At 63.0% G+C, this 20,194-nt stretch carries 19 protein-coding genes and 1 riboswitch; of the genes, 7 read left to right on the top strand and 12 right to left on the bottom strand.

The window, feature by feature from the left end; translation table 11 throughout:
• Nucleotides 1-62: 62 nt before the first annotated feature.
• On the bottom strand, nucleotides 63-257 hold the full coding sequence (locus CLU94_RS22490) for a DUF1289 domain-containing protein (protein ID WP_034779267.1): 195 nt from the start codon (nucleotides 255-257) through the stop codon (nucleotides 63-65).
• Nucleotides 257-829 (bottom strand): DUF1415 domain-containing protein, encoded by a 573-nt coding sequence (locus CLU94_RS22485; protein WP_099667253.1) that lies wholly within the window; start codon nucleotides 827-829, stop codon nucleotides 257-259. The genes CLU94_RS22490 and CLU94_RS22485 overlap by 1 nt, the downstream gene beginning before the upstream one ends.
• 338 nt (nucleotides 830-1,167) lie before the next feature.
• Here CLU94_RS22485 and CLU94_RS22480 point away from each other — a divergent pair, with 338 nt between their 5' ends.
• The 3 genes from CLU94_RS22480 to CLU94_RS22470 all read left to right on the top strand — a co-directional run bounded on the left by CLU94_RS22480 (nucleotide 1,168) and on the right by CLU94_RS22470 (nucleotide 5,368).
• Nucleotides 1,168-2,580, top strand: a complete 1,413-nt coding sequence (locus CLU94_RS22480) for a transglycosylase SLT domain-containing protein (RefSeq protein WP_034779271.1) — start codon at nucleotides 1,168-1,170, stop codon at nucleotides 2,578-2,580.
• 103 nt (nucleotides 2,581-2,683) lie between these two features.
• Complete coding sequence (fabI, locus tag CLU94_RS22475; RefSeq protein ID WP_099667252.1) at nucleotides 2,684-3,472, top strand: enoyl-ACP reductase FabI; 789 nt, start codon at nucleotides 2,684-2,686, stop codon at nucleotides 3,470-3,472.
• A 489-nt stretch (nucleotides 3,473-3,961) separates the two neighbouring features.
• Nucleotides 3,962-5,368, top strand: coding sequence for a DEAD/DEAH box helicase (locus CLU94_RS22470; protein ID WP_071322891.1), 1,407 nt, complete (start codon nucleotides 3,962-3,964; stop codon nucleotides 5,366-5,368).
• An 85-nt stretch (nucleotides 5,369-5,453) separates the two neighbouring features.
• On the opposite strand, the gene CLU94_RS22465 is transcribed toward CLU94_RS22470, so the two are convergent.
• The 4 genes from CLU94_RS22465 to CLU94_RS28460 all read right to left on the bottom strand — a co-directional run bounded on the left by CLU94_RS22465 (nucleotide 5,454) and on the right by CLU94_RS28460 (nucleotide 7,040).
• Entirely contained in the window at nucleotides 5,454-5,912 is a 459-nt protein-coding gene (locus tag CLU94_RS22465; RefSeq protein WP_071326331.1) for an acyl-CoA thioesterase, read from the bottom strand.
• An 84-nt stretch (nucleotides 5,913-5,996) separates the two neighbouring features.
• Nucleotides 5,997-6,365, bottom strand: coding sequence for a hypothetical protein (locus CLU94_RS22460; RefSeq protein WP_099667251.1), 369 nt, complete (start codon nucleotides 6,363-6,365; stop codon nucleotides 5,997-5,999).
• A 129-nt stretch (nucleotides 6,366-6,494) separates the two neighbouring features.
• Nucleotides 6,495-6,620: a hypothetical protein gene (locus CLU94_RS28750; RefSeq protein ID WP_257218939.1), complete on the bottom strand. Its 126-nt coding sequence runs from the start codon at nucleotides 6,618-6,620 to the stop codon at nucleotides 6,495-6,497.
• A 246-nt stretch (nucleotides 6,621-6,866) separates the two neighbouring features.
• Nucleotides 6,867-7,040: a hypothetical protein gene (locus tag CLU94_RS28460; RefSeq protein WP_162835752.1), complete on the bottom strand. Its 174-nt coding sequence runs from the start codon at nucleotides 7,038-7,040 to the stop codon at nucleotides 6,867-6,869.
• A gap of 135 nt (nucleotides 7,041-7,175) precedes the next feature.
• Here CLU94_RS28460 and CLU94_RS22455 point away from each other — a divergent pair, with 135 nt between their 5' ends.
• From CLU94_RS22455 to CLU94_RS22445, 3 genes are all read left to right on the top strand, one after another.
• A complete protein-coding gene (locus tag CLU94_RS22455; RefSeq protein ID WP_099667250.1) occupies nucleotides 7,176-8,408 on the top strand; it encodes a glycosyltransferase in 1,233 nt (410 codons plus the stop codon).
• Nucleotides 8,409-8,596: 188 nt separating this feature from the next.
• Entirely contained in the window at nucleotides 8,597-9,574 is a 978-nt protein-coding gene (locus tag CLU94_RS22450) for an EDSAP-1 family PEP-CTERM protein (RefSeq protein WP_099667249.1), read from the top strand.
• Nucleotides 9,575-9,681: 107 nt separating this feature from the next.
• Nucleotides 9,682-10,674, top strand: a complete 993-nt coding sequence (locus CLU94_RS22445; protein ID WP_143451505.1) for an EDSAP-1 family PEP-CTERM protein — start codon at nucleotides 9,682-9,684, stop codon at nucleotides 10,672-10,674.
• A 36-nt stretch (nucleotides 10,675-10,710) separates the two neighbouring features.
• Here CLU94_RS22445 and CLU94_RS22440 read toward each other — a convergent pair whose 3' ends face one another.
• From CLU94_RS22440 to CLU94_RS22420, 5 genes are all read right to left on the bottom strand, one after another.
• The gene (locus CLU94_RS22440) at nucleotides 10,711-11,811 is read right to left on the bottom strand and encodes a nitroreductase family protein (RefSeq protein ID WP_099667247.1); all 1,101 of its coding nucleotides are present in this window, start codon (nucleotides 11,809-11,811) and stop codon (nucleotides 10,711-10,713) included.
• Nucleotides 11,812-12,681 (bottom strand): ThiF family adenylyltransferase, encoded by an 870-nt coding sequence (locus CLU94_RS22435; RefSeq protein WP_099667246.1) that lies wholly within the window; start codon nucleotides 12,679-12,681, stop codon nucleotides 11,812-11,814.
• Between the two features lie 86 nt (nucleotides 12,682-12,767).
• Entirely contained in the window at nucleotides 12,768-14,351 is a 1,584-nt protein-coding gene (locus CLU94_RS22430) for a methyl-accepting chemotaxis protein (RefSeq protein WP_099667245.1), read from the bottom strand.
• Nucleotides 14,352-14,495: 144 nt separating this feature from the next.
• Nucleotides 14,496-14,693 carry a hypothetical protein gene (locus tag CLU94_RS22425; RefSeq protein ID WP_010399555.1) on the bottom strand — a complete coding sequence of 66 codons (198 nt, stop codon included), beginning with the start codon at nucleotides 14,691-14,693 and terminating at the stop codon, nucleotides 14,496-14,498.
• A gap of 94 nt (nucleotides 14,694-14,787) precedes the next feature.
• Nucleotides 14,788-17,631 carry a M16 family metallopeptidase gene (locus tag CLU94_RS22420; RefSeq protein ID WP_099667244.1) on the bottom strand — a complete coding sequence of 948 codons (2,844 nt, stop codon included), beginning with the start codon at nucleotides 17,629-17,631 and terminating at the stop codon, nucleotides 14,788-14,790.
• 184 nt (nucleotides 17,632-17,815) lie between these two features.
• A riboswitch (FMN riboswitch) is annotated at nucleotides 17,816-17,966 on the top strand.
• Nucleotides 17,967-18,060: 94 nt separating this feature from the next.
• Here CLU94_RS22420 and ribB point away from each other — a divergent pair.
• Nucleotides 18,061-18,708 (top strand): 3,4-dihydroxy-2-butanone-4-phosphate synthase, encoded by a 648-nt coding sequence (ribB, locus tag CLU94_RS22415; protein WP_099667243.1) that lies wholly within the window; start codon nucleotides 18,061-18,063, stop codon nucleotides 18,706-18,708.
• 16 nt (nucleotides 18,709-18,724) lie between these two features.
• Here the strand turns inward: ribB and CLU94_RS22410 are convergent, their stop codons facing one another.
• On the bottom strand, nucleotides 18,725-20,095 hold the full coding sequence (locus CLU94_RS22410) for an MFS transporter (RefSeq protein ID WP_099667242.1): 1,371 nt from the start codon (nucleotides 20,093-20,095) through the stop codon (nucleotides 18,725-18,727).
• Nucleotides 20,096-20,194 lie beyond the last annotated feature (99 nt).

Genomic DNA, 20,194 nt, shown 5'->3' with positions numbered 1-20,194 from the left:
TGGGGTCAGATCCGTCGGGTCTGACCCCAGCATTTGCCGTTGGGTTCGGCAACACAAACACGTCAAGTATTCCGGCGCGGATACCCTTGCGCCAGGATGCGCACCCACACCACTTCCTTCTCTTCATCCGTCATCGACACCCAGTGGGCCACTTCCACCACGCTGCGGCCGCAGCCGCGGCAGATTTCATCGAACGTCGTCGAGCACACGGCCACGCAGGGCGTATCGGGACGCGGCGGCAATTCCTTGTCCGCCATCAGGATACCTTCGGCAAGCCGAGCTTTTCCCAGCCTTCAGTGCCCAGCGCTTCCAGTGTGGCAATATTCTTGTCGAAAATTTCCGATGCTTCCGGGAATGCCTCGACGGCGCGCTCGATGCTGTCTTCGCGCAGCAAATGCAGGGTCGGGTACGGCGAACGGTTGGTGTAGTTGCTGATGTCGTCCTCGAACGTCTCGGCAAACTGATAGGCAGGGTGAAAACTGGCCACTTGCAGTTCGCCCGCCAGGTGCATGTCTTCGACGGCCGCGTCGGCCACATCGAGGAACTCGTTGTAGTCGAGGAAATCGTTCAGGGTATATGGATGGATCAGCAAGGTCGTGTCGATCTGCTCGGGGTCCGTGTCGGCCAGGATTTGCAGCTCGTCCATCAGCAGCGCCAGCAAATCTTCCGGATTGCTCGATTCGCACACCACGTAGCGGATCTGCTTCTTGACGTGCACGGCCTTGGCGAACGGGCACAGGTTCAGGCCGATCACGGCCTTTTCCAGCCAGGCAACGGTATTGGCGATGATGACGGCGTTGTCGTCGTCGTGGCGCGTCGGGGTGTTCATATACTTAACTCTCTATCAATATGGCGGCCGGCAGCCGAATGGCCGGCCAAAGCCAAATTGTACGCACTTTTGCGCAGCCTCATGCCCGGCGCTGTCCAAGCTTGCGCCAGCCTCTTCGCCATGTATGCTATAACAGCGGCCGAATCACGCATTGGGCAAATTAAATTTGCAATAATGACAGCATTTGCGAATGGAAACTCAGCCGTATCCCACTTATTGCCGCTTATTTCCTGTCATCATGCTGACATAATTCTTGACTCCTGCATGTGGATATACGTACACTCGCTGCTTGATCATGGGTCTGTCCGATGTTTCTCCGACGACAACAATGGAACACTATGCACGAAAACTCCTTTAAATCTACCGTCCTGGCGGCGTTGGCACTGGCGCTTGCGCCCGCCCTCAGCCAGGCGTACGAAGCCGGTGTTGAGAGCGATAACGCGCCAGTCGCCGCCGCTGCACCTGCCCTGATCCCGATGACCGCCCAGGTCACGGCGAAACTCCCCACCCTCGACAACCGCCTGCAAAAGACCGACCGCCTGCTGAAAAACCTCAGCGACAATTCCGATCCGCTGCGCGAAGCCGACGTCTGGGGCCGCATCCGCAGCGGCTATGCGATTCCCGACATCAACAACCAGCTGGTGGCCAATCACGTCAACTGGTACGCCACCCGCCCCGACTACATCGCCCGCACGACGGCGCGCGCCTCGCGCTACATCTTCCACGTGGTGCAGGAACTGGAAAAGCGCGGCATGCCGACGGAACTGGCCTTGCTGCCGTTCATCGAGTCCGCCTTCAATCCGCAAGCGTTCTCCAGCGCCAATGCGGCCGGCATGTGGCAATTCGTGCCCGCCACGGGGCGCGATTTCAACCTCAAGCAAAACATGTTCAAGGACGAGCGCCGCGGCGTGCTGGCCTCGACCGATGCGGCCCTGACGTACCTTCAGCGCCTGTATGACATGTTTGGCGACTGGCAACTGGCCCTGGCCGCCTACAACTGGGGCGAAGGCTCGGTGCAGCGCGCCATCAAGAAAAACCAGGCGCTGGGCAAGCCGACCGACTTCGAAAGCCTGGCCGACCTGATGCCGGCCGAAACGCGCAACTACGTGCCCAAGCTGCAAGCGGTGAAAAACATCATCGCCAATCCGGCCCAGTTCGGCCTGACCCTGCCCGTGGTCGACAACCAGCCCTACTTCACGGCCATCGACAAGACCAGCGACATCGACATCACCGTCGCCGCCCAGCTGGCCGAACTGTCGATGGATGAATTCAAGGCCTTGAATCCGCAATTTAACCGCCCCGTCATCATCGGCGGCGAAAAGACCAAGATTCTGTTGCCACAGGAAAACGCCGCCAAGTTCACCACCAACCTGGCGCAATGGGGCCATGCCTTGTCGAGCTGGACGACGCACAAGATCACCAATGCGCGCGAACGCATCGAAACCCTGGCGTCGAAATTCGGCACCACGGCCGACGTGCTGCGCCAGGCCAACAATATTCCGCAGCGCACCAGCCTGCGCGCCGGCTCCACCATCCTCGTGCCGAAAACCTCGGCCACGATGAACAAGGACATCACCCAGGAAATCGCCGACAGCGCCACCATGCTGCTGGAAGCGGACCGTCCGGAACGGGCCGCCAAGGCACTGCGCCGCGCCGCCAAGGGAGGCAAGGTGCAAGCCGCGCCAATTTCTCTGGTGAAACCGCGCATCCAGCGCGGCGGCGGCAACAGTCGCGCCAAGGCCCGTCACTGATCGCCTGAGCTGTATTGACCTACCTCACCGGCCGCCACAGCCTTGCTGTCGCGGCCGGTTGCACATCCGCCTTACCCGCCCACCTACCCAGACAGGAGTCGTCATGGCTTTCTTGCAAGGCAAAAAAATCCTCATCACGGGCTTGCTGTCGAACCGTTCCATCGCCTACGGCATCGCCAAGGCTTGCCACCGCGAAGGCGCCACCCTCGCCTTCACCTATGTGGGCGAACGCTTCAAGGAGCGCATCACGGAATTTGCGGCGGAATTCGGCAGCGAACTGGTCTTCGACTGCGACGTGTCCAGCGATGAACAGATCAGCGCCGTCTTCAGCGACCTGGCGCAGCACTGGGAACACCTCGACGGCCTCGTGCACGCCATCGGCTTTGCGCCGCGCGAAGCGATCGCTGGCGACTTCCTCGACGGCCTGTCGCGCGACAGTTTCCGCATCGCGCACGACATTTCCGCCTACAGCTTTCCCGCCATGGCCAAGGCCGCCCTGCCCCTGCTGCATCCGGGCGCCTGCGTATTGACCCTGACCTACCTGGGCGCCGTGCGCGCCGTGCCCTACTACAACACCATGGGCCTGGCCAAGGCGTCGCTGGAAGCGTCCGTGCGCTACCTGGCCGAATCGCTGGGTCCGCGCGGCATCCGCGCCAACGGCATCTCGGCCGGCCCCATCAAGACCCTGGCCGCGTCCGGCATCAAGGATTTCAGCAAGCTGCTGGGCTTTGTGGCCGAACACGCCCCGCTGCGACGCAACGTCACCATCGAGGAAGTGGGCAACACGGCCGCCTTCCTGCTGTCCGACCTGGCTTCCGGCATCACGGGCGAGATTACCTACGTCGATGGCGGCTTTTCGCAAGTGATGGCCGTCAATCCGGAAGTAGAGTAATTGGCGCCTGGTCGACGTGGCACAAGCGGCCCGGCAAATCAACCTGGCCCGAGAAACGCGACAGGCGCCGCCGCTGCCCGCCGACATCGTGGCCATGCTCCATTAGACGGAAGAAAACTACGTATTCTTACTGATTTCACATAGGAAACATGAGCAAAACGTGGTAGGACTGTCGTTTCTTCCCATTTAAGCCGTGCAAAACGGCAGCAAATACGGTATAGTGTCGTTGTGCGCTGCAATATGTTTCCTTGAAGCGATGGCAACACCGCAGTTACATGCACTACAAACTTAGCAGCTTCGCAAGCCTTAGCGCATCCACAGGATGCCGCTTAATAAAGCCCTCCCGCCTTGTGTGTCGCACCTGACACCGTCCCGGCGCAAAGCTTTTGTGCCGAAATTTCTTTCTAGTTGAGTCATTTCGTTTTGGTTGGCGTTGCTATTTTGCGTTCTGCTTTTTGCAAGAACGCTGATTTTCACGAAAGAAAAAGAATGACATTTGAATCCTTAGGCCTGCATCCGTCCATCCTCGCCGCTCTGACCGAATCGGGCTACACCGCGCCAACCGCGGTACAGTCGCAAGCGATTCCAGCCGCGATCGAGGGCCGTGACCTGCTGGTCTCGTCGCAGACCGGTTCGGGCAAGACCGCAGCATTCATGCTGCCGTCGCTGCACAAACTGGCCAGCGCCGAACAAAGCGCCGCCGGCAAGACGCCAAACCAGGAAATGCAAGCATCGCGCGCCCGCGGCGAGCGTCCACGCTTCAAGGCTGCCCAGCCAAAAATGCTGGTGCTGACGCCGACGCGCGAACTGGCCCTGCAAGTGACCACCAACACCGACAAGTACAGCACCGGCATCCGCCGCATCAAGGCTGTGTCGATCCTGGGCGGCATGCCTTACCCTAAACAGATGCAATTGCTGGCCAAGAATCCTGAGATTCTGGTCGCGACCCCAGGCCGTCTGATCGACCACATGGACTCGGGCAAGATCGACTTCTCGCAACTGGAAATCCTGGTGCTGGACGAAGCCGACCGCATGCTGGACATGGGTTTCATCGACGACATCGAAAAGATCGTCGAAGCGACGCCGGAAGGCCGTCAAACCATGCTGTTCTCGGCAACGCTGGATGGCGTGGTCGGCAACATGGCCCGCCGCATCACGAAAAACCCGCTGGTCATCCAAGTGGCAAGCTCGAGCAACAAGCATGAAAACATCACGCAGCGCGTCCACTTCGTCGACGACCTGTCGCACAAGAATCGCCTGCTGGACCACCTGCTGCGCGACGAAACCTTGGATCAGGCTGTTGTGTTCACCGCCACCAAGCGTGACGCCGACACCATCGCCGACCGTCTGAACATCGCCGGTTTCTCGGCTGCCGCCTTGCACGGCGACATGCATCAGGGCGCGCGTAACCGCACCCTGGACGGCATGCGCCGCGGCCAGGTCAAAGTGCTGGTTGCCACCGACGTTGCCGCCCGCGGTATCGACGTGCCAACGATCACCCACGTGTTCAACTACGATCTGCCGAAGTTCCCGGAAGACTACGTCCACCGCATCGGCCGTACCGGCCGCGCTGGCCGCAATGGCCTGGCCATCTCGCTGGTGAACCACGCTGAAGGCATGAACGTCAAGCGCATCGAACGCTTCACCAAGCAATTGATCCCGGTCAATGTCATCGAAGGTTTCGAGCCAAAGAAAACGGCATCGGCACCACGTTCGAGCGCCCGTCCAGGCGGCTGGAAACCAGGCGACAACCGTGGCGGCGCGAAGCCAGGCCAACGCACGTTCAGCAAGCCGGGCGCACCGCGTAAAGACGGCGCACCAAGCACCGGCGGCGGCTACAAGGGTTCGAACCCGCGCAGCACCGACGGCGCACGCCGCAGCTACGGCGACCGTTAATCACGGTTTGCCATTGCCTCTAGGCATGCAATGAAAAACGGCCACCAGATCGCTCTGGTGGCCGTTTTTTTATGTCCGCAACGACTTATTTCTTCGACACTTTCTGGCGCGACAGCTTGCGCAGCTTGGCCTGCTCGAAGCGCACCTGCTGTTCCGGCGTCTCCAGCGCCAGCGGCGGCACGGCCACGGGCTTGCGGTTCGCATCCACGGCCACCATCGTGAAATAGCAGCTGTTGGCGTGGCGCACCAGGCGCTGCTGGATGTTTTCCGTCACCACGCGGATACCCACTTCCATCGACGTCGTGCCCGTGTAATTGATCGACGCCAGGAACGTCACCAGCTCGCCCACGTGGATAGGCTGCAGGAACATCACCTGGTCCACCGACAGGGTGACCACGTAGCTGCCCGAATAGCGGCTGGCGCAGGCATAGGCAACGCTGTCGAGGTACTTCAGGATGGTGCCACCGTGCACGTTACCGGAAAAGTTGGCCATATCGGGCGTCATCAAGACCGTCATCGTCAGTTCGTGGGCCGACCAGTTCATCGCGCTGTCCAAAGTGTTCTCCAAAGGGGAAATAATAAAAAGGGGAAGGATGTGAAAACCGGCCCCAGGGGCCGGTTGCGGGACTTACAGGCCCAGGGTATCGATGTCGGCCAGCGAGTCGCGGCCCTTGTCGGAAATGTCGTGGCCCTCGCCTTCGGCGCGCGCCACGATGTGGGCTTTCTTGCCCAGGAAATAAGCCACGTCCGAGTCCAGCTTGGTCAGCGGATCAGTGGCGACGGCGCGCAGCCCCATGATGCAGCGGCGCAGGAACAGCAGTTGTTGTGCTTTCTCGGTGATGGACAAACGGCCATCGCGTGCATAGCTGAGCAGCTTCAGGCCGGACAGGCGCTTGGCATTGCGGGCAACGCAAGCGCTGGGGCGCTCGGTCTTGATGCCGCGTGCAACTTGCTCCAGCGCGTCATATTCATCGGTCGTTAATTTCTCGTTCTTCATTACTTTTCCATAAAAGGCCAGGTGTTCGGCCCCCATGGTACGCGCCCCGCTGCGCATCGGCAACAGGCAACGTGAATCTACCGCCGCCCGCCAGGCGGCCAGGCGGCGGAAACACGGGCGTGACGACCGTTATTTGTAGCTGCGCAGCAGCAGCCATGCCAGGCCGCAACCCGCCACGGCGCCCGCCAGGGCCAGCGCCACGAGGTTTTTGCTGGTGATCACAGGGCGCCGGCCCAGGTAAATTTTGTTATGCAAGGAATTGCCCACGATGGTCTCCTGTACAAGAATTTTTATGATGTCTCATTATAAGAACAGAATCGTGACGGCCGCATGACACTCGACAGTTAGAGCTTGATTTGTATCCACTCGGCAACATTTATTGGCGTTTTTGTTGTTTAAATGGCGTGGCGCTGGCGGCCATCGCGCAGTCCATTTCCGATCGGAAATAAACGCGGCGCGCATCTCCCCGTCACCGCCATGCCGGCGGCGCACCGCGCCCCGTCACTGCATTTTCACGGGCGGCGGCGGCGGCGTCGGCTCCTCGACGGGCACGGGCTCGATGTGGGGCGGCGTTTCCGGCGGCGGCGTGACGGGATCGCCTTCCGGCGGTGGCGGCATATCGGGTTCGGGCGTGCTGTGCGCACGCAACAGGGCAGGACGGAATTGGGTTTGCATGTGACCTCCTTTGCCCCACTCTAGCCGATGCGGCCAAATCCTGGCGCCCGCCAGTGGCAAGCCGCCGCGGGAACTAAACGGCGCGGCGCCACTCCAACCTGGCAGGTCTCTCACCTGCGAATGCAAGCAATCCCCATGGCGCGCAAGACAATCCTCTTTATGGCCGAGGCAGTGACCCTGGCCCACGTCGGCCGCCCCCTGAGCCTGGCCCAGGGACTCGACGAGGACAAATATGAGGTGCATTTTGCCTGCGCCGATGGCTATGACTTTTGCTTCAAGCAAGCGCCCTTTCGCCGCTGGCGCATCGACAGTATTTCATCGCTGCAATTCCTGCAGGCCTTGGCGCACGGCAAGCCCGTCTACACGGAAAGCACCCTGCACGCATATGTGGAAGACGACTTGCGCCTGCTCAATACCGTCCAGCCCGATCTCGTGATCGGCGACTTCCGCCTGTCGCTGTCCGTCAGCGCGCGCCTGCAGCGCATTCCCTACCTCACCGTCAGCAATGCCTACTGGAGTCCGTACGTGCGCCAGCACTACACGGTGCCCAGCCTGCCCCTGACCCGCCTGCTGCCCATCTGGCTGGCAGCCCCCCTGTTCCGCCTGATCCGGCCGCTGGCCTTCGCCTCGCATGCCGTGCCGCTGAACCGCGTGCGCCGCCGCCATGGCCTGCCGTCGCTGGGCAGCGACCTGCGGCGCATCTATACGGATGCGGACCGCACCGTGTATGCGGATATTCCGCAACTGTTCCCGCCGCACGCCATGCCGTCCACGCACGACTACCTGGGCCCCATCATCTGGGCGCCGCCGCTCGACTTGCCGGACTGGTGGCAGCGCCCGGAACTGAGCAGTGGACGACCCATCATCTACGTCACCCTGGGCAGTTCCGGCCAGGGGCAATTGCTGCCGCGCGTGCTGCACGCGCTGGCGCCCCTGCCCGTCACCGTATTGGCGGCCACGGCCGGCACCGGCCGCGTCGATGCCGTGCCGCCGAATGCCCACGTCGCGCCCTTCTTGCCGGGCGACGCGGCGGCCCGGCGCGCCAGCCTGGTGATCTGCAACGGCGGCAGCCCCACCAGCCAGCAGGCGCTGACGGCAGGCGTGCCCGTCATCGGCATCGCCAGCAACCTCGACCAATTCCTCAACATGCACGGCATCGCGGGGACCGGCGCCGGCCTGCTGCTGCGCGCCGACCGCTTCCAGGAAACCGCCCTGCGCCATGCCGCGACGCGCATGCTCGACGATGGCCGGGCCAGGCTGGCGGCGCGTCAGCTGGCCACGGCCATGCGCGACTATGTGCCAGGGCAACGCTTGCTGCCCCATATGCACGCTCTGCTGGATCCTTCGCCGCAAGGCGGCCAGCCTTGACGGGCGGCGTCGGCTTTTCTTACAGAGAGTCCGGCAACACCTGCAGCACGTCAACAAAAGCACGCCAAGTCCTTGATTTCAAAAGAACCTCATGCGTTGGCATGGAAGTCGCTTAAGTCTGGCCATGAGCACCTGCAGACAGGACTCAGGCAACACTCCCAGACTCACTCAACCACGAGGTGAATACAATGAAACTCTCGAAACTGAAACTGCTTCCGGCCGCGGCCGCACTGGCCATGTTGTGCGCCGCCGGTAGCGCACAGGCGGGCGCCTATGGCTACGCCTACAACAACATCTTCGGCTTGCAGATCGTCGCCGCCACGGGCTCGATCACTGCCCTGAACAGCACCACGATCTCGCGCGCCACGGCCACCTTGAATGGCGTCAGCGTCATCAATGGCGGTCCCGGCCTGCTCGACTCGCCCCGCGCCGCCATCGGCGCCGTGACCAAAGGGGAAAACAATTTCACGCAACAGGGCGCCTCGGGCAACTACTCGCGCGGCGATGCGCAGATCGTCAGCACGCAGTTTCCCTCGTTCCCGCCCGGCTCCACCTCCACGCAGGCGGTAAACGTGGCCGAGGCCCACCTGGCCGGCCCAGCTGGCACGGCCGACGCGTCCGGCCGCAACGGCTCGACCACGGGCTTTTCCGTCAACTTCGTCGTCGGTTCGCCCACGGCAACGCTGAGCTTTGACTTCTTCTCCTCGCCATTCATGCAAGTCTTCCTGCAAAGCACAGTGGGACAACTGTCCACCGCGACGGCCAACCTGGTGATGACCATTACCATCACCAACTCGACCGGTGCGACCGTCTTCAACTGGACACCCGATGGCGTCGTCGGCTCCGGCATCTTCGGTGGCACGGAAAACGCCGATGCGGCCAACCTGAACACCGGCCTGGCGACCAACTTCCTGACGCGCGGCAACCTGTTTACGTATAACCCCACCGGTTGCGGCACGCCTGGCGGCACCGGCGTGGGCACGACTTGCGGCGGCAACTTCAACGCCGTCAGCAATGCCCTCGCGGCCGGCAACTACACCTTGACCTTGAATGCGGTGGAGAGCGTGGACCTGGTCAAGCAGGCGCCGGAACCGGGCACCCTGGCGCTGCTGGGCCTGGGTCTGGCCGGCCTGGGCTATGCCAGCCGCCGCAAAGTCAGCGCCTGAACCAGGCAACAGGGGGATGCACAGGCGAGGGAGTTTCCTCGCCTTTTTCATGTGGCAAGCCTGTCGGTTTTCCTTACAACGCGGCCGACCAGGAGATGAGGATTTTCATGACTACATTTTCTTGTACCCGATTGCCCATGCTCCTGCTGAGCTTGCTATTGCTGGCCAGCAGCGGCCCTGCCGGCGCCGCCGCCTACGGCTATTCGTACACCAGCGTCTTTGGCCTGGTCATCAGCAATCCCTCCGGCTCCGTCACCCTGCTCAGCAACATCGACCTGTCGCGCACGACCGCCACGCTCAATGGCAGCAGCGTCATCAATGGCGGCAGCAACGAAATCGACGCGCCGCAGGCGAAACGCGGCGCCGTCACCAAGGGGGAAAACGACTTTACCCCGCAAGGCATGGGCAACGCCTCGTATGCGCGCGGCGAGGCGCAAATCGTCGCCTCGCAAATCCCCCCCTTCCCACCGGGCTCGACCAGCACGCATACCGTGAACGCGGCAGAAACCTTCCTGACGGGCGGCGGCAGCGCGGACGCCTCGGGGCGCAACGGTTCCAGCACCGCGATGACCGTCAATTTCGTCGTCGGCCAACCGGGCGCGACCCTGGCCTTCGACTTCCAGGCCCTGCCCTTCATGCAACTGTACCTGGACGCGCTGGCCGGCACGGGCTCGGCGGCCACGACGAATATGGCGATGACGTTCAGCATCATCGATGAACATGGCCAGATCGTCTTCAGCTGGGCGCCCGACGGCAAGCTCGGCTCCGGCATCCTGGGCGGCACCGAACTGGCCGATGCGGCCAGCCTCAATACGGGCTACGCGCAAACGCCGCTCACCAGCGGCAGCGTGTTCACCTACGATCCCAGCGGCTGCGGCGCCCCCACGGGCACGGGCGTCGGCACGGCGTGCGGCGGGCAGTACGGCGCCGTCACGGACAGGCTGGCGGCCGGCAGCTACACGCTGGTGTTGAATATGCTGAACAGTTCCGAACTGGCCTATGTGCCAGGCGTCACGCCAATGGCGCTGCCGGGCACCTTGCCGTTGCTGGCGGCCGGCTTGCTGGCGCTGGCCGTCCTGGCGCCCCGGCGGCGGCGCTGACGGGGCGCCAGGCGCGAGCATGGCGCCACGCGCGCTTCACTGCCCCGCCGTTGGCGCCACCAGCAAGTCTTGCAGCGGACGGCGCAGCGAGCGCGCACTGGCCGCCGGGCCGGCGCCTATGCGCCCGAGAAACACGGCCCGATCCAACGCGGCCGGCCCCAGCACGGCCTGGCAGCGCACGGCCAGTGCCTGCGCCAGCTCCTGCAGGCCATCGGTGCGCGAAAAGGCGCGCCGTTCGCGCACATAGCGGGCAAAGATCAGCGGCGTCAGTTCCGGCTGCAATTGCAAGCCCAGTTGCGTGGCCGTCAGCCAGAAGCGCTGCATGGCGCGCCCGGCCGCCACGTAATCGTCGATGTGGCGCGGTGACGCGTCGGCCAGCAGCGCGAAATGGGCGGCGCAATACAGGCCCGGCAGCAAGTCCATCTGCAGGCGCGGCGCGACGGTGCCCGCCAGCCAGGTATTGAAAAAATCCACGCGGCGCCAGCTGTGCATGACCCAGCGCATCAGGCGCGCCGTCATCGCGTCGACGCCCAGCGCCTGCTCCGGGATGCGGTCGGTGCTGTAGCGCGCGCCCCATTCGATCACGTCGCGGTGCACCTTGTGCGCTTCCGGCATGGTCAGGCGCAGCTTCGCATTGTCGAACATCAGCCGCGCGCAGGCGAGGCGCGCGCGCCTGCCTTCGAACCACTGCACGCCGTAGCCGGACGGCAAGCTGGCCGCCAGCGCCGCCTTTTCGCTGGCGCGCAAGCTGCGCGTGCTGAGCCGGCGCCGCTGCACGCTGCGCTGCGGCAAGAAGGCCGCCAGCGGATCGGGCGGCATGCCGGGGCTGTTGACCAGGCGCACATCGAAGGTAGGCAGGGTATCGGGCATGGACAGGCGCCGGCGCGCTTCCATGCGCAAGCCATGGCTGCTGGCCGCCAGTGCCATGCTTTCGAGCAAGGCGCCCAGCGACAGCTGGCTGGGATGGCCGTCGAGGTCGTACACGCAATGGCTGCGCGTATCGAAACCGTGCACGACGACATGGCGCGGCGCCACGACTTCAAAGCGCCACGGCTGCGTGTTGTCGCCGCTGGGCGCCCAGCGCGCCTGCTCGAGGATGTTTTCCAGCACGGGATCGATTTGCGGTGCTTGCGCCATTTATGCCCCCTGCGCAGCGCGGCGCCGCTGGATGATCGCCATCGTCAGGCGCTGCAGCGGATGACGGTGGCCGCCGGGACGCCAGGTATGCACGAGCTTGTTACGGTAGGCGTCGAAATGCATGCCGTGCGGCGCCGCCATCACCTTGCCCCGCTTTAACAGGATCTTCAAGGCTTCCGTGGCGGCCGCGCCCGCGCACAGCTGGCAGCCCATGATGGTCGACGGCCCGCGCCGCTCCTTCAGGTTGATGGCCGACGGGTCGACCAGGTAGCGAGCATGCAAGCCGGCCGGCGCCAGCCCCACGAGAAAGCGCAGGGCTTTTTCTTCCTCGGGCAAGTCGCCCCAGCCAAAATATTCTTCGAACGTCATGCCGCCCGGCAGGAAGCTGAGCACGGCCGTGCCCATGCCCAGCGGAGCGGCCGTGATGGCGGGGATGCCCAGGCGGGCGCAAGTGGCGAAGGTGGCCTGGCGCGCGGGAAAGGCGAAGAAATCCAGGCCGTCCACATACAGGTCGACACCGGCGAAGAACTCGGCCAGGTTGCTGTCGTGTATGCCGTCTGGAAATTGTTTAATATCAAGTTCGGGATTGATATCGCGCGCCATCTGCGCCAAGACCGCCACCTTGGGCTGGCCCAGGGTGGACACCATGGCGCCGGCCTGGCGGTTGAAATTGGCGATATCGAAGGTGTCGAAATCGGCGATGTGAAAGGCGCCGATGCCCAGCCGGGCCAGGGTCAGCAAGTGCACGCCGCCCACGCCGCCCATGCCGGCGATGGCCACGCGCTTGCCGCGCAAGCTGTCCTGCTCCGCTTGCGTGACCCAGCCCAGGTTGCGGGCGAACGCCGCGTGATACGAAAAACCGTCTGTCATGCTCACCTCTTCTGTGCATCCCTTGCGGACGAAGAAAGTTGGACAGGTGAGCCGGGGTTAAGTTCCCCAATGACAGAAAAAGGCGCTTAGCGCGTCAGGCGCCGCGCCGCAGGCACGCTGCGCTGTAGTGCTGCCGCCGCCGGCGCCGCTGCGCCCACCTTGAACACGCTGACGATCTGCGCCAGCCCCGCCGCCTGCTCGTTCATCGCTTGCGCCGCCGCCGACGCCTGCTCGACGAGGGCCGAGTTTTGCTGCGTCATGTTGTCCATCTCGACGATGGCCTGGTTGATCTGTTCGATGCCGGCGCTCTGCTCGGCGCTGGCCGAGGAAATCTCGGCCACGATATCGGTCACATGCTGCACGCTGGAAACGACTTTTTCCATCGTCTCGCCCGCCAGCGCCACCAGTTTTTCACCGGCGCCCACTTGCTCGGCGGAACTGTCGATCAGCTGCTTGATTTCCTTGGCGGCGGCGGCCGAGCGCTGCGCCAGGTTGCGCACCTCGCTGGCGACGACGGCGAAGCCACGGCCCTGCTCGCCCGCGCGCGCCGCTTCCACGGCCGCATTCAGGGCCAGGATATTCGTCTGGAAGGCGATGCCGTCGATGACGGCGATGATGTCGCCGATCTTCTTCGACGAGGCATTGATGGCGCCCATGGTGTCGACCACCTGGCTCACCACGCCGCCCGCCTGGCTCGCCACTTGCGAGGCAGAAATGGCCAGCTGGTTGGCCTGGCGCGCATTGTCCGCATTCTGGCGCACGGTCGAGGTCATTTCTTCCATGGTCGACGCCGTTTCTTCCAGCGAGCCCGCCTGCTGCTCCGTGCGCGCCGACAGGTCGTGGTTGCCGGAAGCGATCTCGCCCGACGCCGTGGAAATGGACTCCGCATCGTTGCGCACCTGGCTCACCAGGTGCGCCAGGTTATCGCGCATGGCCTTGATCGCCATCAACAGACTGGATGTATCGCCGGGACGCGTATCGATCTGCGTCGTCAGGTCGCCCTGGGCGATTTGCGCCACGATGGCCGCTGCATAGTCGGGTTCGCCACCGAGCTGGCCCAGGATGCGGCGCAGCATCAGGGCCGCCAGGGCGCCCACCACCAGCATCAGCGCGCCGCCGATGGCCAGCAGCACGCCCGCCTGGGCCCAGAACTTGTGGTTGATGTCATCGATATACGTGCCCGTGCCGATCAGCCAATCCCATGGCGCAAATTTCACCACGGCATACATTTTTGCCACCGGGTCCTTCACGCCGGGACGCGTGCCATCCGCCTGCACCAGGCCGATACGGCTGGTGGCCAGGGCCACGCGGTAGCGGTCGCCCGACTGTTTCATGTTCTTTTGCGGCGTGCCGATGCGCGCAGGATTGGGGTGTACGTACAGCAAGTCCGTGCTGAAATCGCGCACGAAATAATACATCTCGTCCTTGACGAAGCTGCCGATGGCCAGCTTGGCCTGCTGCTGGGCCTGCTCACGCGTGAGCTTGCCCGACTGTTCCAGCGCATACGCCTTTTCCACCGAGGCATTGGCCAATTCCACCAGCACCGTCAATTGCTCGACCCTTTCCGCCATCATGGTCTGGCGCAGCGAATACAGGGAGAAGGAAGCGATGAGGACGATGCCCAGCAAGGTACTGAAACACAGGAGGAGAATGCGCGAACGGAGAGTCATGGGAGCCTGGGTAAAGAATAAAATGTGGAATTATAAACAATTTCCATGTGGAAATCTTTTCAGAAAAGCAAAGCGGGCGGCGCTACCAGGCTGATGCCCGGCAGGCACCGCCCGCATATGTCTTGCTGAAGTCTGACTGACAGGTCAGGCCAAGGCTTCCTTGGCCGCCTCTTCCGGCGTCAAGCCGTCGTAGAACTGGTCGGTGAACCACTCGACCTGCTCTTCGATATGGTCCTGCGCCTGCGCCACGGTGGCGCCGCCGGCCACGAGGAAGCCTTCGACCTCGATACACCAGTTGATCAATTCCAGGGTTTCCGGATCGAGTTCTTCTTTCTTAGCCATCGTACAGTCCTTGCTTGTTAAATTGCGATCACATCCATCAGCGGCAGTTTAACAGCTTCGCCACCTTGCCGCTCCCGCAGTTCAACAATGAAGCTTACTTGGCTGCAACATTTTTGCGTTCCGGATACAGGACTACCTGTACATAATTGTGCATGTCCAGGTAACGCTGCGCCGCCAGTTTGACGGCTTGCGGCGTGAGGGCACGCACGCGCTGCTCGTAGCGCAGCAGGTACGCGGGATCGCGGCCCTGCGTTACCGAACCCATCAGTTGGTTCATCCAGTAATTATTTTCCCGCAAGGATTTCTGCTGGCGCGTGATCCAGTTCAGCTTGACCTTTTCCAGGTCCGCCGCGGATGGCCCGTCCGTCTTCATCTTGTTGATTTCGGCAAACGCGGCGGCGATCACCTTGTCCACGTTTTCCGGTCCCGTCGGCAAGTTCAGGGCCACGGAATAATGGCCATACGGATGCTGGCCCATGGACGTCTCGAAGCCGCCGCCATAGATCATGCTCATCTTTTCGCGCAGCACTTCGATGACTTTCAGGTTCAGCACCTCGCCCAGCGCCTGCAGGGTCAGCTTTTGCTCGTCCGAATACGCCACGTCGCCATTGAAGGTGATGGAAATCGTGCTCTTCGGCTCGCTGCCCATGTAGATATCCTTCTTGACCACGCCCGTCACCGGGCGCATGCCCACGTCGCGGTAGGCGTGCGGCACCTCGGCCACGGGCAAGGTGCCCAGGTAGCTGGCGATCAGCGGCTTGATCTTGTCGAGCTCGAAGCTGCCCGCGAAGATGAAGGTCATGTCGCGCGCGCTGGAAAAGCGCTGGCGGAAGATGTCCAGCGAGCGGTCCAGGCCCACCTTGTCGAAATCGGCCACGCGCGGCACGCCATCGACGCGCGGGTTGTCGCCATACATGGCGTGCTGGATGGCGTCGTAAAACACGGCTTCCGGCTGCGCCATGCTGTTTTTCGCCAGGTCCTGCTGCTTGCCGATGAAGGACTGGTACAGGCCCGCATCCTTGCGCACGTCGTGGAAATACAAATACACCAGTTGCAGCATGGCTTCCACGTCGGCGCTGCTGGCCGAGCCGCCGAAGCCTTCGCTCAGCTCGCCCAGCGAAGCGCCCACGTTGACCGTCTTGCCGGCCAGCACTTTTTGCAAGTCCAGCGGCGCCAGGTCTTTCAAGCCCATGCTGCCGACCACGGCGCTGGCGTAGCGGGCGTTGTAGATGTCGGCGTCGCCGAACAGCGACTGGCCGCCGAAGCGGGTCGAGCCCATCAGCACCTGGTCATTCTTGAAGTCAGTCGGTTTGAGCAGCACGCGCACGCCATTGCCCAGGGTCAGTTCCGTCACGCCGATGGCGCTGTTCAGCTTTTCCGCGACGATGCTGCCGCCGGCCGGCGGGCCATCCATCAGCTTGCTGGCGAGCACTTTTTCCGTGCGCGGCTCGATGGTTTGCTGCTCGGCTTTCGCCACGGCGTCGAGCAATTGCTGCTGCGTCGGCACCACCGAGGCCGCATCGCCCGCTTTCGGCTCGGCGCCCATGAAGACCACCAGTTTCTTTTGCTGGTCGGGAATCACCTTGGCCACCGTCTCGTTGATTTCCTGCAAAGTTACCTGCGGCAAGAGTTCCTGCGCGTACAGCAATTCATTGGCGATGCCGGGGATGGCTTCCTGCTCCAGGAAGTTGCGCGAATACTCGGCCACGAAACCGCTCGAATCGGACTTGTCGCGTTCGCTGTACGCACGCTCGTAATTGCGCAGCATGTTCTTGCGCGCGCGGTCCAGCTCATCCTGGCTGAAACCGAAGCGGCGCGCCCGTTCATCTTCCTGCACCAGCGCATCGACGGCAGGCTGCACGCCGCCCTTGCCCAGCAAGGCATACGCGCTGAACGATTCATAGCCGCGCACCAGCTTGCCCATGCTGCTGCCGCCCTGGATGAACGGCGGGTTCGCCTGCTGCGTCAATTCCTGCATGCGCGCGCTGAGCATCTGCCCATACAGGTTTTCGATCATCTGGCGGCGGTAGTCGGCAATGGTGACGGGTTCCTGCGCGGCGCGGATCGGGTAGCGGATGAAGACCGCGTCGTCCGGCGCTTCCTTGTCCGTGATCACCAGCGCTTCCGTTTGCGCCCGCTGCGGCACTTCCGCATACAGGCGCGGACGCGGTTTCGCCGGGTTCTTCAGCTTGCCGAAATGCTGCTGGATCAGTTTTTCAGCCTGTTTCGGCTCCACGTCGCCGACCACCACGACGGCCATCAGGTCGGGACGGTACCAATCCTTGTAGAAACGCTTGATGGCTTCCGGCTTGAAGGTCTTCAGCACGGATTCCTTGCCGATCGGCATGCGTTCCGCATAGCGCGAACCGTTCAGCAGCTTCGGATACAGCACCTTGTTCATGCGGTCGCTGGCGCCCTTGCCCAGGCGCGCCTCTTCCAGCACGATGCCGCGCTCGCTGTTGATGTCGGCCGGATTGAATTTCAAGCCATGCGCCCAGTCTTCCAGCACGAGAAAACCCTTTTCCAGGTTTTCCTTCTTGTTCGTCGGAATCGGCAGCACGTAGACGGTTTCATCGAAACTCGTGTAGGCGTTCAAGTCGGCGCCGAACTTCACGCCGATCGATTGCAAATAGGAAATTAGCTCATTGCGCTTGAAATGCGTGGAGCCATTGAAGGCCATGTGTTCCGTGAAGTGGGCCAGGCCTTGCTGGTCGTCATCTTCCAGGATGGAACCGGCTTTCACCACCAGGCGCAATTCCACTTTTTGCGCGGGACGGGCATTTTTCTTGATGTAATAGGTCAAGCCGTTCGGCAATTTTCCAACGGTCACTTCTGGTGCCAGCGGCAAGGGATCGCTCAAACGGATTTCTGCCTGGGCCATGCAGGCGCACGCCAGCAAGACGGCGCCCGAGATCAGGCGTAATTTACTCAGCTTCATGTATTCTCAACGGTAAGATTCAGTAGGCATACCTTACACTGAAATCCTGTTTCCGCCATTAAAAACAGCTTAGGAAAAACTGCTTTCCCCGGGCAACTTTGTCGAATGACAAACTCAACAGTGCCCTGCCATATTTTTTCAATTGTGCTAAAGTGTTGCCGCCGGTCATGTGGACCGGCACAACATACGTCTTCGGGGCGGGGTGCGATTCCCCACCGGCGGTAAGACCGGCAACGGTCAAGCCCGCGAGCGCTTTCCAGGCACCGCTTGGCGAGGTCAGCAGATCTGGTGTGACTCCAGAGCCGACGGTATAGTCCGGATGAAAGAAGATGTGCAGTAGTGTGATGTCCCATCGCCACGGCGATGCGGCCAGTTGCGTCTATTCGCTTGCCCTGCAGCGTTTTTCGCCTATGCGAGGAGCGTTTCACCATGTTAGTCAACAGCTATACCCTGCTTTCCAACGACCTGGAAGGTCGCATCCAATCCGCCCTGGCCGCCATGCGCGCCGGCATTCCCGTCATCCTGCTCGACGATTTCGACCGTGAAAACGAAGCCGATTTGATCCTGTCGGCCGAGAAATTGACGAACGAAACCATGGCCCTGCTGATCCGCGAATGCAGCGGCATCGTCTGCCTGTGCCTGCCGACGGACGTCGTCAGCGCGCTGGAATTGCCGCCCATGTCGTCCGACAACGGCAGCCGCTACGGCACGCCATTCACGGTCTCCATCGAGGCGCGCGACGGCGTCACGACGGGCGTGTCGGCCGCCGACCGCGTGACCACCATCCGCGCGGCCATCGCGCCGAACGCCAAGCCCGCCGACCTGGTGCGTCCTGGCCACGTCTTCCCCCTGCGCGCCGCGCCCGGTGGCGTGCTCGAGCGTCGTGGCCACACGGAAGGCTCCGTCGACCTGTCGCGCATGGCGGGCCTGAATCCGGCCGCCGTGCTGTGCGAACTGATGAACCCGGACGGCACCATGATGCGCGGCGACGATATCGAGCGCTTCGCCGAACTGCACGGCATGCCGATCCTGACCATCGAAGAACTGGTGGAGTGGCGCAGCACGCGCGGGCAATAATCCGTCAAGCCAGCCTTCAGGCGGCCACGGCCTTCGGCAGATGCACGTGGCGGTAGACGAGGCCAGCCGCCAGGCCATACGCGACGGCGATCGTCGCGTAGACCAGCGGCAGGCGCAGCGACCAGTCTTGCACCATGTGCAGGATGCTGCCGATCAGGGCCACGCCCACCAGCGCGCCGATTTGCCGGTTCGCATTCAAGGCCGCCGCCGCGCTGTTCGCATGCTGCTTGCCGGCCACCCGCATCACGGTAGCCGTCATGGCAGGAATGGCGATGCCGATGGCCACGTTCATGACAGCCGTGCCCAGCGCCAGCAAGAAATATGGCGTGCCGGGACGCAAGGCCATCAGCAGCAAGGCCATGCCAGCGCCTACCAGCAAGCCTAGCAGCATGGGCAAGCGCGTGCCATGACGCGCCGCAATACTTCCCGCCATAAAATTTCCCACCGTATAGGCCGCCATCATGGGCAGCAGGCGCAAGCCCGACTGCAAGGCATCGGCGCCGCCCGACTGCTGCAGGAATAGGCTCAACAAGAACAGCTGGCCGAACACGCAGAAATTGATCAAAAAACCCACGCCATTGGCCGCGCCAAAGCTGCTGCTGTGAAACAGTGCGCGCGGCAACAGCGGGTGGCTGCCGCTGCGCTCGCGCCGCAGCAATTGCCCGGCGGACAGCACCGTCAAGGCCCCCGCCGCCAGCACGCCCGGCGACAGCCAGCCCAGCACGGGACCTTCGATCAGCACGAAACTCAGGCCCGCCAGCGCCGCCACGCCCAGCGCATGGCTGAACAGCGATAGATCGCGCGGCTGGCGCGCCGGCGCGGCCAGCAACAGCTGCGCCATGACGATGGCCAGCACGCCCAGCGGCACATTCACCCAAAACACGCTGCGCCAGCCGAACTGGTGCACGAGGATGCCGCCGATCAAGGGGCCGGACGCGCCGGCCACGCCCACCAGCGCCGACCAGGCGCCCAGCATGCGCGTGCGTTCGCGCTCGTCTTCAAAACTGTGCGTCAACAGGCTGAGCGAACTGGGCATGAACAGGGCCGCGCCCGCGCCCTGCAGCAGGCGCGCGGCCGTCAGAAAATGCCCGTCGGGCGCGGCGCCGCACAGCACCGAACCGAGAATGAAGACGCCCAGGCCGCCCTGGTACACGGCTTTCGGCCCGTAGCGGTCGGCCAGCGCGCCGCCGGCCAGCAGCAGCGCGGCAAACGTCAGGGTGTAGCCATCGACCACCCACACCAGGCCCGTCAGCGGTATGGCCAGGTCCAGCGCGATATCGGACAGCGCCACGTTGACGGCCGTGACGTCGAGCATGGCCATGACGAAGCCGAACGCCAGGGTCAGCAGGATCAAGCCGCTGGCGCGGCGTGGTGTGGGGGCAGGCATGGTATTTCCTTGCAGGGACGGGGGGCAGTCATTATGCGAGTGTTGAGGAATGCAGTAAACAGGCATAAAATCGGCACCATGATGCAAAAATGCATCACA

The sequence above is a fragment of the Janthinobacterium sp. 13 genome, assembly GCF_002749695.1.
Classification (GTDB): Bacteria; Pseudomonadota; Gammaproteobacteria; order Burkholderiales; family Burkholderiaceae_D; genus Janthinobacterium; species Janthinobacterium kumbetense.
This window is presented reverse-complemented; position numbering and strand designations above follow the sequence as displayed.

Bases quoted from the DNA above. Each gene is read 5' to 3' on its own strand.
- CLU94_RS22490 (WP_034779267.1), bottom strand. From the start codon at position 257: ATGGCGGACAAGGAATTGCCGCCGCGTCCCGATACGCCCTGCGTGGCC.
- CLU94_RS22485 (WP_099667253.1), bottom strand. From the start codon at position 829: ATGAACACCCCGACGCGCCACGACGACGACAACGCCGTCATCATCGCC.
- CLU94_RS22480 (WP_034779271.1), top strand. From the start codon at position 1,168: ATGCACGAAAACTCCTTTAAATCTACCGTCCTGGCGGCGTTGGCACTG.
- fabI (WP_099667252.1), top strand. From the start codon at position 2,684: ATGGCTTTCTTGCAAGGCAAAAAAATCCTCATCACGGGCTTGCTGTCG.
- CLU94_RS22470 (WP_071322891.1), top strand. From the start codon at position 3,962: ATGACATTTGAATCCTTAGGCCTGCATCCGTCCATCCTCGCCGCTCTG.
- CLU94_RS22465 (WP_071326331.1), bottom strand. From the start codon at position 5,912: ATGAACTGGTCGGCCCACGAACTGACGATGACGGTCTTGATGACGCCC.
- CLU94_RS22460 (WP_099667251.1), bottom strand. From the start codon at position 6,365: ATGAAGAACGAGAAATTAACGACCGATGAATATGACGCGCTGGAGCAA.
- CLU94_RS28460 (WP_162835752.1), bottom strand. From the start codon at position 7,040: ATGCAAACCCAATTCCGTCCTGCCCTGTTGCGTGCGCACAGCACGCCC.
- CLU94_RS22455 (WP_099667250.1), top strand. From the start codon at position 7,176: ATGGCGCGCAAGACAATCCTCTTTATGGCCGAGGCAGTGACCCTGGCC.
- CLU94_RS22450 (WP_099667249.1), top strand. From the start codon at position 8,597: ATGAAACTCTCGAAACTGAAACTGCTTCCGGCCGCGGCCGCACTGGCC.
- CLU94_RS22445 (WP_143451505.1), top strand. From the start codon at position 9,682: ATGACTACATTTTCTTGTACCCGATTGCCCATGCTCCTGCTGAGCTTG.
- CLU94_RS22440 (WP_099667247.1), bottom strand. From the start codon at position 11,811: ATGGCGCAAGCACCGCAAATCGATCCCGTGCTGGAAAACATCCTCGAG.
- CLU94_RS22435 (WP_099667246.1), bottom strand. From the start codon at position 12,681: ATGACAGACGGTTTTTCGTATCACGCGGCGTTCGCCCGCAACCTGGGC.
- CLU94_RS22430 (WP_099667245.1), bottom strand. From the start codon at position 14,351: ATGACTCTCCGTTCGCGCATTCTCCTCCTGTGTTTCAGTACCTTGCTG.
- CLU94_RS22425 (WP_010399555.1), bottom strand. From the start codon at position 14,693: ATGGCTAAGAAAGAAGAACTCGATCCGGAAACCCTGGAATTGATCAAC.
- CLU94_RS22420 (WP_099667244.1), bottom strand. From the start codon at position 17,631: ATGAAGCTGAGTAAATTACGCCTGATCTCGGGCGCCGTCTTGCTGGCG.
- ribB (WP_099667243.1), top strand. From the start codon at position 18,061: ATGTTAGTCAACAGCTATACCCTGCTTTCCAACGACCTGGAAGGTCGC.
- CLU94_RS22410 (WP_099667242.1), bottom strand. From the start codon at position 20,095: ATGCCTGCCCCCACACCACGCCGCGCCAGCGGCTTGATCCTGCTGACC.